This window comes from Alteromonas sp. ABH4_452 (assembly GCF_056311825.1).
On the sequence record NZ_CM149973.1, the window covers coordinates 2,611,201 to 2,629,137 of the forward strand.

The window sequence follows — 17,937 nt, forward strand, 5'->3', positions numbered from 1 at the left end:
TTAACTGTATGGCGTCAGATAACTTAAAAAAAGCTAACTCAAATAACTCAAAAGAGACAGTCACAGTTATATGGTTAAAGCGAGACCTTCGCTTACGTGATCACGAGCCTTTTTATCGCGCGGTTCAGGAAGGAGAAAAGATACTCCCACTTTTTTGTTGGGAGCCCTCGCTTATTGCAGACCCGCATATGGATATTCGCCATTGGCAATTTATGCAGCAAAGTATCGATGACATTAACAGCCAATTGCCCGCTCATGCCCGTGTTTTGACCTTGCACTGTGGAGTAATAGAAGCACTTGAACTTATTGCTCAAAATTACAACATTGGTGCGGTTAGGAGTTACGAGGAAATAGGTCTATCGGTTACGCATAACCGAGATGTCGAGGTTGATAGGTATCTGAAAATTAAAGCTATTTCATTTGGTGAGTATCAGTATGGAGCCGTGATGCGTGGGTTGACCCACCGAGCTAGATGGCAGCAAAATTGGGAGCATCATTTTGCCAGTGCGACCTATGATTTTGATATAGAAACAGCTAAATGGGTTAACTGGCGAGAGTTTTCAGATATTTTAAAAGCGTCGAAATCCATTGATGAGATAGCTGAACTTAAACCGTCACCGCTTAGTTTGCCCATGGCGTGTACGAATTGTATTAATGATAAAGCATTAAAGGCTGAACAGAGTGAAATTGAAGTCAGACCCGATATAGTTTCTATGCAACCTGGCGGTGAAAAGCGTGCTTGGCAGGTTTTGAAGGATTTTTTCAGTTCTCGTGGACAGTATTATCACCAACATATTTCAAAACCTGAGTATGCACGACGCGCATGTTCACGATTAAGCCCTTATCTCGCATGGGGCAACATTTCTATCAAGCAGGTGTATCAAAGCGTTCAGTTGGAAAAACAAGCTAAGAAAGCTTTGCCAAGATCACAGCGCAAACAGTGGAGTCGCGCCCTATCCGCTTTAACATCGAGGCTGCACTGGCACTGCCACTTTATTCAAAAATTTGAGAGTGAGGCCAGTATAGAGTGGCGCCCAATGAACCGTGCTTATGAGCACTTCCCTTTCATAGACGGGCCGGAAGCTGAGCGACGTTTCTATTTCTGGACCATTGGACGTACAGGCTACCCTTTGGTAGACGCCTGCATGCGAGCGCTACGACAGACCGGATATATAAACTTTCGGATGCGGGCAATGGTAACGAGTTTTTTATGCCACCATTTAAACGTGCACTGGCTGAAAGCCGCACATTACCTTGCAACACAGTTTTTAGACTTTGAGCCGGGGATCCACTACCCCCAAATACAAATGCAGGCAAGTGTGACTGGTATCCATACCGTAAGGCTGTACAACCCGGTAACACAGTCACAAAAGTTAGACCCTGATGGCGTATTTATTAAGAAGTGGGTGCCAGAGCTAGCTAAACTACCTAATGAAGCCGTTCATGCGCCCTACGACCTACCGCCATTAGAAGCGCAAATGCTTGGTTTTGACGTTAAACAAGATTATGTGTTGCCCATTATCGATATTACAGAGAACAACCGTATAACAGCGAAACGTTTATGGGACTATCGCGAGCGAGATGATGTGGTAAAAGAAGCGCAACGTATTGTCAGGCGCCATACCATGCAAAATAGTCCAAGTAGAACGTGGCTTAAAGCGAAAATTAATAAAACAGCCTAACGGTTGTTCTTTCTAAGCCACTCGTTTAATAGCTTAATTTGACCGCATTTATAAGCCGCATACATTAGCCGCATAGCGTTAGACATGGCTTCGCTGTCGGTCCAACCCGTTTTTTCGCGAATTTCGTCATAACATGCTTTCGCTTCTGGGCTGACGTACCCTCTCACTAGCTTCTTGCCGGCGTCCTTTTGTCTTTCTCTAAAACGTCGTTGTTTATCAGCGTTCGCTTTCGCTCTATCTGCAGGGCTTTTTCTACTGGTTTTTTTTGTTGTTTGTTCTGTCATAGTTTTCACACACAAATACTATATTGTGGAGCGTAGTTTAATCGCTGTTTATAAATTGCACGCATGGGGCGATATTTGTACGGATTAAATTTATAGTTAGTATAGTAGCACGCGTTTTTCTTCAGAAAAATGACTGTTCAGAGTTGTTTAGCGTACAAGTGTTCGCTAAATTAAGAATGTAACTTAAATAACAACAATGAGTTGGGAATGTCAGAGAAGAAAAGTAGCTTTAACAAAGAAGATTTATTGGCGTGTAGCCGTGGTGAAATGTTTGGTCCGGGTAACAGTCAACTGCCTGCACCAAATATGCTAATGATGGACCGCGTTGTCTCTATTACTGAAGACGGCGGTGAACATGGCAAAGGCGAGATTATCGCTGAGTTAGATATTAACCCAGATTTATGGTTTTTTGACTGCCACTTTCCAGGTGACCCAGTCATGCCAGGCTGCCTTGGCCTTGACGCAATGTGGCAACTTGTTGGCTTTTTCCTTGGCTGGAGCGGCGGGCCTGGTAAAGGGCGTGCGCTAGGTGTTGGTGAAGTGAAGTTTACCGGTCAAATTCTACCAACAGCAAAAAAAGTTACCTATAAAATTACGATGAAGCGCGTAATTAAACGTAAACTTTTCATGGGTATGGCTGATGGTTCGGTTGAAGTGGACGGGCGAGAAATTTATGTCGCGAAAGATTTAAAAGTGGGCTTGTTCCAAGATACTTCGAATTTTTAATCCCTGTTTAATCGACGCTAAATACTAAATCGATAAACACAAAAAAGCCCCTTTCTAGGGGCTTTCCTTTTTGCATAATCAGTTCATAAAAGAGAAGTGTTATTTAACGCTTAAACCTAAATGTCTATCCTCTACTGCCTCACGCCATCCACCTAACCACTGTGAACGTGCATCGTTTTGCTGAAATGGACAATTTTCCTTTGAACGACCGCTAATACCAGCTTGATAGCCTTTAGAATGAGCGCGAGTCATTTTATCTCTTTTTTGTCTTTTCATTGATTAGCCTCTTTTGTTTGTTGGACGTACAACAAATCATTTTCTCGAGCGCTCTACATCATATCGGTTGATAGTGCCGGAAAAGTGATTGCGTACATTACTGTGATAGTGCAATTAACAAAATGGTTCAAGAAAAATATAAAATTAAAACGCTTGACAATCGTTAAATAAATGAAGTTTCTATGAAATTTATATTACATTTTTTATGCATAAATATGTCTGTTTTTGTACTTTTTAGGCATAAAAAAAGCCACACGAATGTGGCTTTATTAAACTCATCATAAATTTAAATGAGGAGGTTATTTATTTTTTAAAACGTCTGCGCACAAAAGCAGCGGCAAACAAACCAAAGAACGCGAGCCAGCCAGTAGATGCGCCACTGCGCTCAAACGGTTGTTCGTCCTCAGGTACTTCACAGTCTTCGATGGAGCCATTAGCTATTGGAGATAGCTTAACCGCAACGACAGCGTCAACCAGTTCTGTTTCACCGCTTGAGTTTATGATGTCGACGCCGGTTACGTATTTACTGTTTATCTTAATACGCGCATTAGCAATAATTTCGTTGTCGTCGTTGATATCAACCGCTTCGATTAATTCGTAAGTGTTATCACACGAGACTAAATCATTAAGATCCAAAAACTCTTCAGTATCTATGTTATACATAAATGCAGCGGTTTCACGTAGCGTGTCGCTTGTCGCATCGATATCTGCCTTACCCACCACGATATTGTTATTGTTAATTGCGTTCGCAGTAACACCGGAACTCACGAAAAAGCCATCAGGGTATTTTTGTTCTTGAGTATCTAAGTTGTAAACAAAAAGGCGAGAACGAGCGGTATCGCTTTGTGAGCGAAGCACAGCGCCAGTTACCCAGTTTTCATCGTTTATAGCAATCGCTTGGCTGATAATGTTTTCTTCGCGGGGAAGAAGTTCTATCGTTTCCCCATCTCTAAACACCGTAGCTACACGCTCATTTTCAGTTAAGCCCGATTGGTTAGGTCGGTTGATCGTAACGCGATCGCCAGTTAGCCCTTCACCCACCGCAATACCTTGATCATTGATATCATAAGCGTAGGTAAAGTAGTGTGCTGAATCGTCTTCATCCGGCTCGAACAGTAATGGATAGGTATCAGTGCTAATCACGTCTCCATTAACGTCAACTTGCCAGATTGTTGCGTTTACTTCTGAGAGTTGAACAAAGCCAGGAAAAAACGTTCGTTGACTTGTATTCGCATTGACGAAATAGCTTGAGATACGTGGTACGGCAAAATCACCATTGTAAATGGTGAAAAGACAACGCCCTTCAGACTGATCGCCACGCAGTTCGTCGTCAGTACAAGTTTCAATAGCTTCATCTACTTCGTCTTGAAAACTGACCGTACTGAAGCCTGCTACTTGTAAATTTGCATTAATTGCACGGGCCGAAGAGAAGCCGCCGGCTGTGGTGTCTACAGCTGGTAGTGCTTTAGACTCACCTGATGCTTGTATAAAACCTTGCTGCGCCGATTCTGCATAAGTGTAATTAATGGTATCGCCATCTTCATTTTCGTATGGGTCTAAAACGACTAAACCTGACGAATCACCTACTACAAAGTTGCCGTTTAAGCTGTCTCTGCCTATCGCTTCAACCGAACGGGTGTAATCATCAAATTTTTCAGTGACTTCGTCTAAGCCTGGCACCAAAGAAATATCCTGGGTGTCAGTTAAGAAGGTTCTGTAAGGTGCTAATTTCTGACCTGTGGTCGCAGTACTAGACGAGAGTAGATAGTTAACGATTGTCGTGTAATCTGAATCAGTGAATACACCTTGACGTGCATCATCTTCGTTTTCTAAATCTTCACCGTTAACATCGAAGAAGGTGGTATCTTCTTCTAACTGCTCCACATCTACAGGTGGGTTATATTCAAGTTGCACTACAGACAGCATTTTGCCTGAATTATCAATTGAACGAGCAAAATTGTTTCTAGCGGTATCCTGTAAAGGAAGAGGCGTCACTGAATAGGTCGCGGCAAATGCCGAAACACTTCCTGTTGCCAACAGAACGGCGGCGGCAAGCTGAGTTCGTTTCATTTAAAATCCTATTTACTGCTGATTATCTTCCAGCATACTTTCTAGTTCATCCCAGCGCGCATATTTCTGGGAAAGTAATTCTTCTTTATCTGCCAGTTCGGCTAACGCCTTGGCAGTAACGTCACTGTCTTGTTTGAAAAAGTCTGGGTCGTTGACTTTTTCTTGCATAGCCTCAAGTTCTTCCTCAAGTGTTTCTAGTTCTTTCGGTAAGGACTCAAGTTCACGCTGGTCTTTGTATGATAGCTTTTTCGTCTTACGGGGAGAAGACTTAGCACTAGGACTGTCTGAAGCTGAATTAGTTTCATTCTTTACCTTGGCTTTCTCTTCCTTTTCGATTTGCTGACGTTTTTCCTGTTGCTCTTTATACCAGTTTTCTACGTCAGTGAAACCCCCAATAAATTCGCGAAGCAGACCGTTACCTTCAAAAACTACGCTACTGTTGGCAACGTTATCAACGAATTCCCTGTCGTGGCTCACTAAAAGCACGGTGCCAGTATACTCGTTAAGTAAGGTTTCAAGCATTTCTAAGGTTTCAACGTCTAAGTCGTTGGTTGGCTCATCGAGAACCAAAACGTTGCTTGGTTTTAGCATGAGCTTGGCAAGCATCAGGCGGTTTTTCTCACCACCTGACAGTGACTTCACCGGCGCATTTACACGCTCTGGCGTAAATAAGTAGTCTTGCAAATAACTTATCACGTGGCGCGGGTGGCCGTTCACCATAAGGTCGCGCTTACCATCGCCTACGGCATCAATTACAGTTTGCTCTAAATCTAACCCGTGGCGATGCTGGTCGAAATACGCAACTTCTAAATTCGTACCTTGCTTACAATAACCGGTATCCGGCTGTAATTGACCTAACAGCAACTTAATAAGTGTACTTTTACCGCACCCATTAGGCCCAATTAGTGCTAGTTTGTCGCCGCGCAGTACATTTAGGTTCAAGCCTTTCACGATTGGCTTACCTTCAATGCTATAGCTTAAGTCTTTTACCTCAAACACCATTTTTCCAGAGCGCGCGCCCTGGTGTTGGTTAACCACGGCATTGCCCTGCACCGCTCGGCGCGCTTTACGCTCTTCTCGGAGCTTTTTAAGTGCTCTTACTCGCCCCTCGTTACGGGTTCGACGCGCTTTAATGCCCTGTCGAATCCACACTTCTTCTTGCGCTAGTTTTTTATCGAATTCAGCGTTTTGCGACGCTTCAACGTCTAAATCGTGCTGTTTTTTCTCAAGATAGGTTTCGTAATTGCCGGGATAGCTGGTAACAGAACCGCGATCAAGGTCAATAATACGTGTGGCCATGGCGCGTATAAAAGCACGGTCGTGGCTGACAAACACAATCGCGCCTTGATAGTTACTCAAGCTCGATTCAAGCCAGCGGATCATCTCAATATCAAGGTGGTTAGTAGGTTCGTCTAACAGTAATAAATCTGGTTGACGAACTAACGCACGCGCTAAAGCGGCCTTTCTTCGCCAGCCCCCGGATAATGTTGATAACGATATCTCAGGGTCAAGTTTAAGTATGGTAAGCGTTTGCTCAATCTGCTGCTCGAACTGCCAGGCGTCTCTGGCTTCTAACTGTTCTTGTAGCCGTTGAAGCTTATTTAAGTTAGCTTCACTAGGGTCTTCACCCACAATGCGGGTTTGATGAAAATAAGCTTTTAGCGTTTCACCTACGTCAGATAAGCCTTCGGCAACGTAATCAAACAGCGTTACGTCTGTCGTTTGTGGCGGATCCTGCTCTAAACGTGCTATTACGGTATTATTTTCAATGATACGCTGGCCATCGTCGGCAATAATATCGCCTGCGATAACTTTCATAAGGGTAGATTTACCGCTTCCGTTGCGCCCAACTAAACATACGCGCTCTTTAGGCTGAACAACCAGTTCTACGCCGTCTAAAAGCGGCGGATTTCCATAGATAACAGTGATGTTTTTTAACTGCAAAATGCTCACTGAAGAAACTCCTCTAAATTGGCGGCGCTAAAGGGCCATCCAATTTCTTTTTCATTATCGGCCCGCTTCAACACTGGAATACGAGCGCCATACAAGTGATAAAGCTCGGTACTTGTACGAATGTTAACTTTTTCAATAATAAGCGATGAAAACATAGACGTTTGCTGCAGTTCAACATCGGCTAAATCACAGAGGCTGCATTGCGGGCCCGTGTAGAAGATTATTTTCATGAACGTAGAATCCAGCACTGGTGTATTTTACCCTTACGGGCAAAATCTTCGGGTATGGTTTCGTGGGTGATATTTTCAATGTTCAAGCCAAGGTCACTGATGGCTGATTCGTCTAACTTAAAACCACGTTTATTGTTAGAAAAAATGATGGTTCCCTGCTCTTTTAAGCAGGCTTTAGCGTCGGTAAGCATTTTTACATGGTCACGCTGAACGTCCCACGTGTTCTGCATTCGCTTTGAATTTGAAAATGACGGCGGGTCGATAAATATTAGGTCATATTTACCTTTGTGCGTACCTAGCCATGTGGTGCAATCGGCCTGAATAAAGGCATGGGGACCACTTAATTTATTAAGCGCTATATTTTTCTTCGCCCATTCCAAGTAGGTATTCGACATGTCTACCGTGGTTACAGATTTGGCGCCGCCCTTAGCTGCAAATACCGATACGCTGCCCGTGTAAGAAAACAAATTCAACACGTCTTTGTCTTTTGACAAAGCTCTTACTTTTTGACGGGTATTACGGTGGTCTAAGAAAAGACCCGTGTCCAAGTAATCAGTCAGGTTTACCAAAAAGCGAGCGTCGTTTTCGAACACTTCCATCATTTCGCCAGACTGATTAATTTTTTCGTATTGCTTAGTCCCTTTTTGCTGGCTACGCACTTTAAGCGCAATGTGCTTAGGTGAGACCCCGGTAACAGCAGGTAAATGCAATAACACCTCTTGCAGGCGTTTACGGGCTTTATCTTCTGATACGGTTTTTGGTGGCGCGTACTCTTGGACGACCAGCCAATCGCCATACCTATCTACCGCCACGTTGTAATCGGGTAAATCAGCGTCGTAAATTCGGTAGCAGTTCGTGTTTGCACTTTTGATCCAGCCTTTCATACGTTTGAGGTTTTTCTTCAAACGATTAGCAAACTCATGATTGCCGGCGTCTTCACTAAATTGAACCGTGTTTTGTTCATCAAGCACATAGTTAGCTAAACGGCACTCTAATTTACCATTGTTCATGGCGTAGTCTTTAGTGGCGCGAAGCTTTAATACACGTAGCAAGTCACGGTTACTACTCAAAAGCGACACGTGCCAGCCTTTCCATGCTTCTTTAAAGCGCTTACCCCAATCGCTAAATAGCGGTATTAACGAAGTCAGTTCACCCAAACGCTCTCCGTACGGCGGGTTAGACACAACATAGCCTGGCGTGCCGACTGGCGGCGATGACTTGGTAGCATCTTGCTGAGAAAACGAAATATCGTTAAATACACCAGCAAAATCAGCGTTGGCTTTGGCAATGGCTACCATTTTACGGCTGAAGTCGCCCGCATAAATACCGCCACAGCTTGGCTTTTGAACTGAAATGGCATGCTCTACCAAATCATCCCAAACCTTAGCTTCGTGGCCAAGCCATTTAGTAAAGCCCCAGTATGAACGCTTTATACCTGGTGCAATATTTCGGGCAATGTAGGCAGCTTCTATTGCAATAGTGCCTGAGCCACACATTAAATCTACCAAAGGTGCTTCGGTATTCTCTGCCCAACCACTGCGCATAAGCATTGCGCTGGCGATATGCTCTTTTAGCGGTGCGTCACCGGTTTCTTGCCGATATGCGCGTTGGTGTAAACTTGCTCCAGCTAGGTCTATACCTAAAATTACATTGTCGCGGTGCAATCTGGCATACACAGAGATATCAGGGCTTTTTCGCTCTACTGACGGGCGAGGTAAACCTTGTTCTACGAATGAGTCTACTATGGCGTCCTTAACACGAACGGCGCCAAACTGGGTGTTCTTGATAGCAAAGTTAGTTCCAATAAACTGTACAGATAATGTATGACGTGAATCCATCTGCATTTGCCAGTCAATGCCCATCGCCGTGTTGTAAAGCGCATCTGCATCGCCTGCTTTACCGGATGCTAGCACCCAAATTACGCGATTAGCCAAGCGTGACCATAGGCAAAGTTTATAAGCGTCTTCTTTTGACCCTTCAAACTGAATGGTACCAGGCCCCTGTTTAATTTGTGCATCAGGGCAAAGGCTTAGTACTTCTTGTTTCAATAGTTCGTCAAGACCGCGACTGGTCGTAACCAGGATAGTATTCATTCATGTACCTGTTTTTGATGTACGCGCTTAACGTAAAGCGCGTACACGAGAGATTGGTTTCGGGTGTACTTTGTTTCGGATGTATTATAACGCGTTTACGATGCGTTTAACGAGAGATGGGCCTTGATAAATAAAGGCCGAGTAAACTTGCACTAATGATGCGCCTGCATCTAAGCGCGCTTGCGCCGCTTCAGGAGAGTCGATGCCCCCTACGCCGATAATAGGTATAGCGCGGTCAAGTGCCTTATTTAATTTACGGGTTACTTCCAAACTCATATCGGTCATAACAGAACCACTTAGGCCACCCATTTCATCAGCGTGCTCTAGTCCAGTAACCGAATCTCGTGAAAGCGTGGTATTGGTAGCAATCACGCCATCCATTTTGCTGTTGATTAACGAAGCAGCAATACTTTCGATTTCAACATCACTTAAATCAGGCGCTATTTTAATGAACAATGGCACGTACTTTCCGTGGGTTTGCGTGAGTGTTTCCTGCGCGGCTTTTAAGCCTACTAACAATTTATCAAGCGCTTCACCGTACTGCAGGTTTCTAAGTCCTGGCGTGTTAGGCGATGAAATATTGATAGTGACATAGCTGGCGTAAGGGTAAACCTTATTTAAACAAATTAGATAATCGTCGAGTGCATTTGCTTCTTCGGTGTCTTTGTTTTTGCCGATGTTAATGCCAATCGGCCCTTTAAACTGGGCTTTTTTTACTTGCTCGACAAGATGATCAACACCTTTGTTATTGAACCCCATGCGATTAATAATGGCGTGCTTTTCAGGGATTCTAAACAAGCGAGGCTTAGGATTTCCCGGCTGCGGACGCGGCGTAACTGTACCAATTTCTACAAAGCCAAAGCCCATGCTTGAAAACGCATCAATACAATCACCGTTCTTATCGAGTCCCGCGGCTAACCCCACAGGATTATCAAACGTCATGCCGGCAACAGTGACGGGCTTTTTAAGCGTTGGTGTGCTGTACATCCATTTCAGCGGTGTATGTTGTGTCTTGTTTAACCAGTTAATGGTGAAATCGTGACTTTTTTCAGGTTCACACTGAAGTAAGAATTTTTGCACTAGAGATTGCATGGTTGTATTTAACACTCGCTTATTAAGGGTCTGTTGGTCGTTACTACGCCTCACGTTTACAGATTATCTGCTAACAAAAAACGCTGTAAAGCTAGTTAATAATAACCAATCGGCCAATAAAAAGCCCTGATAAACAGGGCTTAAATCATTAAGGTGCGTGTATTCTAATGGTTAGACTTCACGCTTAAAAGCATCAATTCGCGTAAAGCGACAGAAAATTTCGCAAATTCGTGTGTTGTGCTGGTCTTAAACTCTGACATCATGTGATACCAACGTTTAAGAAGCGCCTGATTACTTTCAATCCACTCATCTAGAATTTGGTCAGCGTTGCTCACATCTTCGCGAGAGGCTAGCAGGTTTGCTGCGATTGAGCGCTGCTGCCAATCAAGTTCTTCACGATATGAAGCGCGAGCCAATGCCTGCCAGTGGTTGCTTACCGCCTGATTATTAATTTGGTCTAAGAACCAGTGAAGTTCTAGACGTGATCCCAATTGGTAGTAAAGCTTGGCGACAACATCAGTATCGTGCTTATCGGCTTCTACAATTTGTGCCAAGTCAAAGCTTGAGAACATGTTTGAGAAGCTCGCTACCTGATAAGCAATATCCTGAGGCACGCCCTCATCAATATATTTCTGCGTTGCAGCTTCTAACTGGGCATATTCACTTTCAACCAAATAATGCTGTAAGTTTTTCGACAAGATATCGAATGTGCCGCGATAGCTTGCAATGGCCTGTTCAATAGACTGCGCTTTATTGCCGTGACGAATATACCAGCGGGCGGCACGACGCATAATTCTGCGCGCTTCATCAAGCATTTTAAGCTGAAGTGTTGCAGGAATAACGTTGTCTAGTTCTTCAATGCGCTCCCACAGCGTATCCATGTTGAAAATGCCGTGCACAATCGCGTAAGCATCTGCAATTTCGTCTACGCTTGCACCAGTTTCTTCCTGCATTCTAAATACGAAGTTAAGGCCCATATCGTTAACCATATTATTGGTTAATTTAGTGGCGATAATTTCGCTTCTAAGCGGATGCTGCTGCATGTGTGCTGCAAACTTTTCGCGAAGTACCTTCGGAAAAGCTTCAACTAACAGCTTACCATGGTAAGGATTGTCAGTGATTTCTGGAATATTGAGCGCATCTTTAAGCACCATTTTACCGTAGGCAATTAACACGCTAAGTTCAGGGCGAGTTAGGCCTTGGTCAGTTGCTACGCGATCGGAGATCTCGTCATCGCTCGGTATGAACTCTAACTCACGATTTAATTGCCCTTCTCGTTCTAGGCCGTGAATAAAGCGAAGCTGCTCCTTAAGTTGCTTCACACCCGCTAACTCAGTAATAGAGATTGACTGGGTTTGACGGTAACAGTCTTTCAATACAATCGTGCTGACATCGTCAGTCATATCGTAAAGAAGCTTATTACGCTGCTTAAGGGTTAGCTCACCATCGTTGACCAGGCTGTTAAGCAAAATCTTAATGTTAACTTCGTTATCAGAACAATCCACACCACCGACGTTATCGATAAAGTCGGTGTTAACGCGTCCGCCATTAGAGGCATACTCGATACGGCCTAATTGGGTCAAACCCAGGTTACCGCCCTCGCCAACAATTTTAGCCTGAACGTCGCGGCCATTAACGCGCAAGTCATCGTTCGCACGATCGCCCACTTCAGAGTGAGATTCTTTCTTACTCTTAATATAGGTACCGATACCGCCGTTCCAAAGTAAATCAACCGGCATTTTAAGAATGTTGTGAATAAGCTCGTTAGGCGTCATCGTTAATTGACGCGTACCCAACCATTTTTTCATTTCAGGTGTCAGCTTGATTGACTTAGAGGCACGGCTGAATACACCACCACCTTTAGAAATCAGTTTGCTATCGTAGTCTTCCCAGCTAAGGCTTGGGTTTTCAAATAAACGTTGGCGCTCTTTGTAACTTGCTGCCGCATCTGGGCTAGGGTCGAAGAAAATATGTAAATGGTTAAACGCAGCGATTAGTCGCGTATGCTCTGATAACAACATACCGTTACCAAAAACGTCACCAGCCATATCGCCTACACCCACAGCGGTGAAGTCAGTGGTCTGGCAATCGATTCCAATTTCTCTGAAATGACGCTTAACTGATTCCCAACCGCCCCGAGCTGTAATACCCATTTTCTTATGGTCGTAACCAATGCTTCCGCCCGAGGCAAATGCGTCGCCCAACCAGAAACCAAACTCTTCCGCAATACCGTTTGCGATATCAGAGAATGTGGCGGTGCCTTTATCTGCCGCTACAACCAAATACGGGTCGTCATCATCAAGGCGTACCACGTCTTTCGGCGGTACTATTTCGCCATTAACAATGTTGTCGGTAATATCCAGCAAGCTTGTAATGAAAGTGCGGTAGCATGCTTGGCCTTCGGCCTGAATAGCTGCGCGACCTTCGCCTACAGGTAGGTTCTTACAAACAAAGCCACCTTTTGCACCAACAGGGACAATAACCGTATTTTTAACCTGCTGCGCTTTAACCAGACCTAAAACTTCGGTTCTGAAGTCTTCTTGGCGGTCAGACCAACGCAGTCCACCGCGGGCCACTTTACCGCCGCGAAGGTGTACACCTTCCACACGTGGGCTGTAAACAAAAATTTCATACTTAGGCAGCGGAAGTGGCATTTCTGGAATAAGCTCAGGCATCATCTTAAATGACACGTAGGACTTTTCGTTGCCTGCATCGTCTGGCTGATAGAAGTTGGTTCGTAGCGTTGCCGACATCATATCCAAATAACGGCGGATAATACGATCGTCATCAAGGTTACTTACGTTATCTAGCTGTGCCTTGATGGTCTCTAGTATTGCGTCTTCTTTCTTCTGATTACGCTTTTTCTTGGGGTCAAAACGTTGGTCAAAGAAGTCTACTAATAAACGGGCAATATCAGGGTAGTTAGAAAGGGTGTTTGCAATATAGTCACGGCTAAATGAGCTGCCAGTTTGACGCATGTATTTGGCGTAAGCGCGCAGAACCGTCACCTTTCGACCCGTCATATTGGCGCCCAAAATAAGGCGATTAAACGCGTCATCTTCAAGTGTTTTATACCACACCTTCGCAAAAGCGTCCTGGAAAAGGGTTTGCGCCGTTTCCATATCAAAGTGCTGGCCGCTTTTGTGCAGCATAGTGAAGTCCATTACCCAATTTCGTTCACCTTGGGAACACGTGATTTTATAAGGGCTTTCGTCGATTACGCGTAACCCAAAATTCTCCAGCATGGGGAGTACGTCAGACAGGTGAATGGGCTCTGCACGGTGGAAAAGCTTAAGCTTAACGACTTGGCTTTCAGCGTCTTCTTCTTGTGGGCGGTAGAACAACATATCTAAGGTGTGATTATCGTCAAGCATCTCTAGCTTGCCAATATCTACCAGCGCTGCTGATGGCAGGTTGTGCTCCATGTAACTACGAGAAAACGCATTGTTGTATTTGCGCTCAAGCGCCTTGCCAGACGCTTCGCCGTGAGCCGCTGAAATTGCTGACGCTAGTCTGTCGTTCCAGGTTTTGGTCAACTCAATAATGTTTTGCTCTATTTCCTTCACATCGAATTCCGCGTTGTTGTCGTTGACTCTAGCAATGTAATGCGTACGGGCATATACAGACTCTGAAAAGAAGGTGGTAAATTCAACTTCTTCAGTAGCGCCTAATGACGCTTTAAGTAGCTCTTGAGTCTCTTTACGCAACTGTGTGTTGTAGCGCTCTCTTGGTACGAATACCATGCAAGAGAAGAAGCGGCCAAATGTATCTTTGCGAATAAACAAGCGAGATATACCGCGCTCTTGCATTTGAAAAATGCCCATCACAATTTGTGCGAGTTCTTCTGCTGGTGTTTGCAGTAATTCATCACGAGGATAGGTTTCTATAATGTTTGCAAAAGCTTTGTATGCGTGTGTGCCTGGCTCAAAGCCAGATAATTCACAAATACGCTTAATCTTCTCCCGTAAAATGGGTAGCTGAGTTACGCTGTTGTTATAAAACGATGCTGAATAAAGCCCTAGAAAGCGATGCTCACCTACTACCTGCCCGTCTTTGTTAAATACCTTCACGCCTACATAGTCCATATAGGCTGGGCGATGCACGCGAGCACGAGAGTTTGTTTTGGTCAGTATCAACGGGTTTTTGCTTAACGCTTCAGCTCTTGCTGATGCAGGCAGTCTTGATAACAGACGTTCGCGGTCATTTATCGAGTTTTTAAGAAGGCCTAAGCTAGTGTCGTTTTTCGGTATCCATCTATGATCGCCTTCAATTGCTTTAACTTCATAATAGCGATATCCCATCATGGTAAAGTTATGGTCACCTAACCACTCAAGGTATGCCTTAGTCTGTTTTTTTGCATCTGCGGAAACAGGCCAATTGTATTTCGCGTTATTCTTGATAACGTCCTGTAAAGTACTGGTCATGCCCTGCCAGTCTTCAACAGCTAAAGAGACTTCATCAACTACCGAGTAAAGCTCTTTAGTTAAAGCATCGATATCTTTTTTCGACGTCTGCCTGTCGATTTCAATGAAAATGACAGTCTCTTTTTTAGCACCGTCTAGGGTTTGACCTGGTTCTGCAAAGGTTTCGACCTTGTTCGATTTGTCGCGTTTAACGCCGATAGGGCTATGAAGAAATAAATGCGCGGTAATGTTTAACCGGTTCAGTAGCATACGCACAGAGTCAACTAAGAACGGCATGTCTGACACAATAATCTCTACTATCGTGTGGCTTGAGTGCCAACCGTGTTTAGCTATTTCTGGGTTGAAAACACGAACGTAAGGCGAAGCATATTCAAATTTTGCCAAACCATTCCATAAACTAAGTGTTGCGCCATACAGGTCGCTGTCGTTGCGATTTTCTAGGTCGTCGCTTGATATGTTTTTATACAACAGACGTCCGAATTGCTGCACAAGAGACTTCTGCTTGGTATCTACTTTTTTATCGATAAGTGCAAATACATTGTCTAGCAGTACTGAGTGTCGCTGTGAGGTGACTGTCATTTGTTAACCTTTTTTGAATGTCGTAATACCAATTGAATTTGGTATAAGTGCCGAGTACCTAACTATTTTCTCTAATAAATGACGCTAATGAAAGCCCATTTTTAACCTTATATTAACAGCATAGATAACTATGCAGAAAACACCCAAAAAAAAGGGCCTAAAGGCCCTTTTTTATGCGTAGCTATGCAAAAATAATTTATGCATCAGGGTCGTTCTTATTCCACCACAGGAACCTAGCCAAGGCAGGCAGTACAATTATTGCCCCAAGCATGTTCACAACGAACATAAATGTTAGCAAAATGCCCATATCCATTTGGAACTTAAGTGAAGAGAATACCCAAGTGCTTACGCCTATAGCTAGCGTTATACCAGTAAACAGCACTGCACTTCCGCGTTCTTTCAAAGCAGCGAAATAAGCTTCTTGAACGGTAGCACCTTTCTTCAACATTAGGCTTTTGGTAGAAAGAATATAAATACCATAGTCCACTCCGATTCCCACGCCAAGTGCGATTACTGGTAATGTAGAAACGGTGAGGCCAATTTGAAGGTATGTCATTAGTGCTTGAGCCAATACAGACACCACATATAGCGGTATTACAACGACTAACGTGGCACGAATTGACCGGAAGCTAATTAAGCAAAGCGCGATAACAGCACCAAATACATAAAGCATCATTGGATCTTGCGCCGCGCTCACTGCTTCATTTGTTGCAGCCATTACGCCAACAGGTCCAGAAGCAAGGCTGAACTTCATATCGTCAGTTTGGTACGCATCGCGATACGACTTAACTGCATCAACAACGCGAGAGATGGTTTCTGCCTTGTGATCTTCCATAAACAGGATGATAGGCATAACTGAACAATCGCCATTAAGTAAACCAGATGAGGTAGGTACGCGAGAGATAGCCTGAACCAGCGTTTGTTGATTACGCGGAAGAACCTGCCATTTTACGTTCCCTTCGTTGTAACCGGCATTAACAATTTTGGCTACTGACGCAAGTGACACCGCAGACTGTACGCCTTGAACGTTTTCCATTTTCCACTGGAAGTCATCCATGGCTTTCATCACACTGTGCGAAGTACAAGCTTCCGGCGTTGTCTCTACAAGTATAGAGATATAATCCACTGTAACTTCGTATTTGTCAGTGATCAAAAAGGTATCTTCATTGTAGCGAGAAGTTTCATGTAGCGCCGGTGCACCGGCGTGTAAGTCCCCTATTTTCATGTTCTGCGCTTGGAAGTGCCCAAGTACGAACAAAATCGCGGTGACAATTAAAATAAACGCAGCTGGCTTTTTACGTGAACACGCTGCAATTACTTCCCAGAATTTAGAGTTTGCGTTTTCTTTACCCGCAAATTTTTCAACATACTTCTGATCCAGCTTTAAGAAGCTCATAAGAACAGGAAGTAATAAAAGATTGGTAAGTATAATTACCGCAACACCCATACTTGCTGTTATTGCTAGCTCGCGAATAATGCCGATATCGATAACCAGCAACGTCATGAAACCCACGGTATCCGATAACAGGGCAATTCCGCCCGGTACGAGTAGGTTTCTGAAGGCCGCCATAGAGGCTCGTTTTGCACCAATACCTGTTACTGCCTGCTTTTCTACAGCGTTAATCATTTGAACGCCGTGGCTTACACCGATAGCAAATACTAGGAAAGGTACAAGAATTGACATTGGATCCATGCCAAAACCAATGGAGGTCAAAAGCCCAAGCTGCCAAATAACGGCAATAATTGAACAAACCAATGGCAATACGGTAAGCATAAGGCTTCGTGAAAAGAAGTACACCATAACGGCAGTAATGGCGATAGCAATAGCGAAAAACAGTAGTACATCTTTAGCGCCATCGGCCACGTCGCCAATCATTTTCGCAAATCCAATAATATGGATAGAGGTATTTTCGTTTTCGTACTGACCGCGAAGCTGTTCTTCAAGCTCTGCTGCTAAGGCAAGGGTATCGAGCGGCTCACCAGTTTGCGGATCAATGTCTAGCAACTGTGCAGTTACCATTGCGCAGCTGTAGTCACTTGAAACCTGTCTACCAACGATGTTCGCTTTTTCTACGTTCGCAGCCACAAGCTCCAGAGCCTCTGGGCTTGATGAGTCGAAGTCTGCAGGTATAACCGGACCGCCCGCAAAACCACCTTCTACGATTTCAGTGAAGCGTGTAGACGGAGAAAAGAGTGAAATTACTAACGAACGGTTAACGCCATTGATAAAGAAAAGCTGGTCGTGAACATTCTTTAACGTATCGAAGAAATTTTGATTATAGATATTATCGTTTTTATCACATACTGAAACTAAGATGTTGTTGGCCCCACCAAAATCCTGGCGGTGCTCAATATACGTTTTCATGTACTCGTGATTAAGCGGAATATTTTTTTCGAAACCTGCGTCTAGACGCATTTGTGAGGCTTGGTAACCAAGAAAAATCGTTGCAATGGCAAACAGTGCCACCACAACTTTGCGGTTACCAAACACTAATTTTTCAAGAAAATGGGTCATTGTTTTTATACTG

At 44.1% G+C, this 17,937-nt stretch carries 11 protein-coding genes; 2 read left to right on the forward strand and 9 right to left on the reverse strand.

Annotated elements, in window-relative coordinates; translation table 11 throughout:
* Nucleotides 1-8: 8 nt before the first annotated feature.
* The gene (locus ACYX4N_RS11245; RefSeq protein WP_476054069.1) at nucleotides 9-1,682 is read left to right on the forward strand and encodes a cryptochrome/deoxyribodipyrimidine photo-lyase family protein; all 1,674 of its coding nucleotides are present in this window, start codon (nucleotides 9-11) and stop codon (nucleotides 1,680-1,682) included.
* Here ACYX4N_RS11245 and ACYX4N_RS11250 read toward each other — a convergent pair.
* Complete coding sequence (locus tag ACYX4N_RS11250) at nucleotides 1,679-1,966, reverse strand: hypothetical protein (RefSeq protein WP_474806703.1); 288 nt, start codon at nucleotides 1,964-1,966, stop codon at nucleotides 1,679-1,681. The two genes, ACYX4N_RS11245 and ACYX4N_RS11250, sit on opposite strands and share 4 nt — an antisense overlap.
* Nucleotides 1,967-2,173: 207 nt before the next feature.
* On the opposite strand from ACYX4N_RS11250, the gene fabA reads away from it, so the two are divergent.
* Nucleotides 2,174-2,692: a bifunctional 3-hydroxydecanoyl-ACP dehydratase/trans-2-decenoyl-ACP isomerase gene (gene fabA / locus ACYX4N_RS11255; RefSeq protein WP_025255307.1), complete on the forward strand. Its 519-nt coding sequence runs from the start codon at nucleotides 2,174-2,176 to the stop codon at nucleotides 2,690-2,692.
* A gap of 99 nt (nucleotides 2,693-2,791) precedes the next feature.
* Here the strand turns inward: fabA and rmf are convergent, their stop codons facing one another.
* From rmf to ACYX4N_RS11295, 8 genes are all read right to left on the reverse strand, one after another.
* Nucleotides 2,792-2,968 (reverse strand): ribosome modulation factor, encoded by a 177-nt coding sequence (gene rmf / locus ACYX4N_RS11260; protein WP_039220169.1) that lies wholly within the window; start codon nucleotides 2,966-2,968, stop codon nucleotides 2,792-2,794.
* 303 nt (nucleotides 2,969-3,271) lie between these two features.
* On the reverse strand, nucleotides 3,272-5,038 hold the full coding sequence (locus ACYX4N_RS11265; RefSeq protein ID WP_476054070.1) for a DUF3466 family protein: 1,767 nt from the start codon (nucleotides 5,036-5,038) through the stop codon (nucleotides 3,272-3,274).
* Between the two features lie 12 nt (nucleotides 5,039-5,050).
* On the reverse strand, nucleotides 5,051-6,991 hold the full coding sequence (gene uup, locus ACYX4N_RS11270) for an ATP-binding cassette ATPase Uup (protein WP_476054071.1): 1,941 nt from the start codon (nucleotides 6,989-6,991) through the stop codon (nucleotides 5,051-5,053).
* The gene (locus tag ACYX4N_RS11275; RefSeq protein ID WP_476054072.1) at nucleotides 6,988-7,221 is read right to left on the reverse strand and encodes a glutaredoxin family protein; all 234 of its coding nucleotides are present in this window, start codon (nucleotides 7,219-7,221) and stop codon (nucleotides 6,988-6,990) included. The genes uup and ACYX4N_RS11275 overlap by 4 nt, the downstream gene beginning before the upstream one ends.
* A complete protein-coding gene (gene rlmKL / locus ACYX4N_RS11280; RefSeq protein WP_476054073.1) occupies nucleotides 7,218-9,314 on the reverse strand; it encodes a bifunctional 23S rRNA (guanine(2069)-N(7))-methyltransferase RlmK/23S rRNA (guanine(2445)-N(2))-methyltransferase RlmL in 2,097 nt (698 codons plus the stop codon). Before rlmKL ends, ACYX4N_RS11275 begins: the two co-directional genes overlap by 4 nt.
* 84 nt (nucleotides 9,315-9,398) lie before the next feature.
* Nucleotides 9,399-10,406, reverse strand: coding sequence for a quinone-dependent dihydroorotate dehydrogenase (pyrD, locus tag ACYX4N_RS11285; RefSeq protein ID WP_476054074.1), 1,008 nt, complete (start codon nucleotides 10,404-10,406; stop codon nucleotides 9,399-9,401).
* A gap of 164 nt (nucleotides 10,407-10,570) precedes the next feature.
* Nucleotides 10,571-15,409, reverse strand: a complete 4,839-nt coding sequence (locus ACYX4N_RS11290; protein WP_476054075.1) for an NAD-glutamate dehydrogenase — start codon at nucleotides 15,407-15,409, stop codon at nucleotides 10,571-10,573.
* A gap of 196 nt (nucleotides 15,410-15,605) precedes the next feature.
* Nucleotides 15,606-17,924 carry an efflux RND transporter permease subunit gene (locus ACYX4N_RS11295; RefSeq protein ID WP_476054076.1) on the reverse strand — a complete coding sequence of 773 codons (2,319 nt, stop codon included), beginning with the start codon at nucleotides 17,922-17,924 and terminating at the stop codon, nucleotides 15,606-15,608.
* Nucleotides 17,925-17,937: the final 13 nt, after the last annotated feature.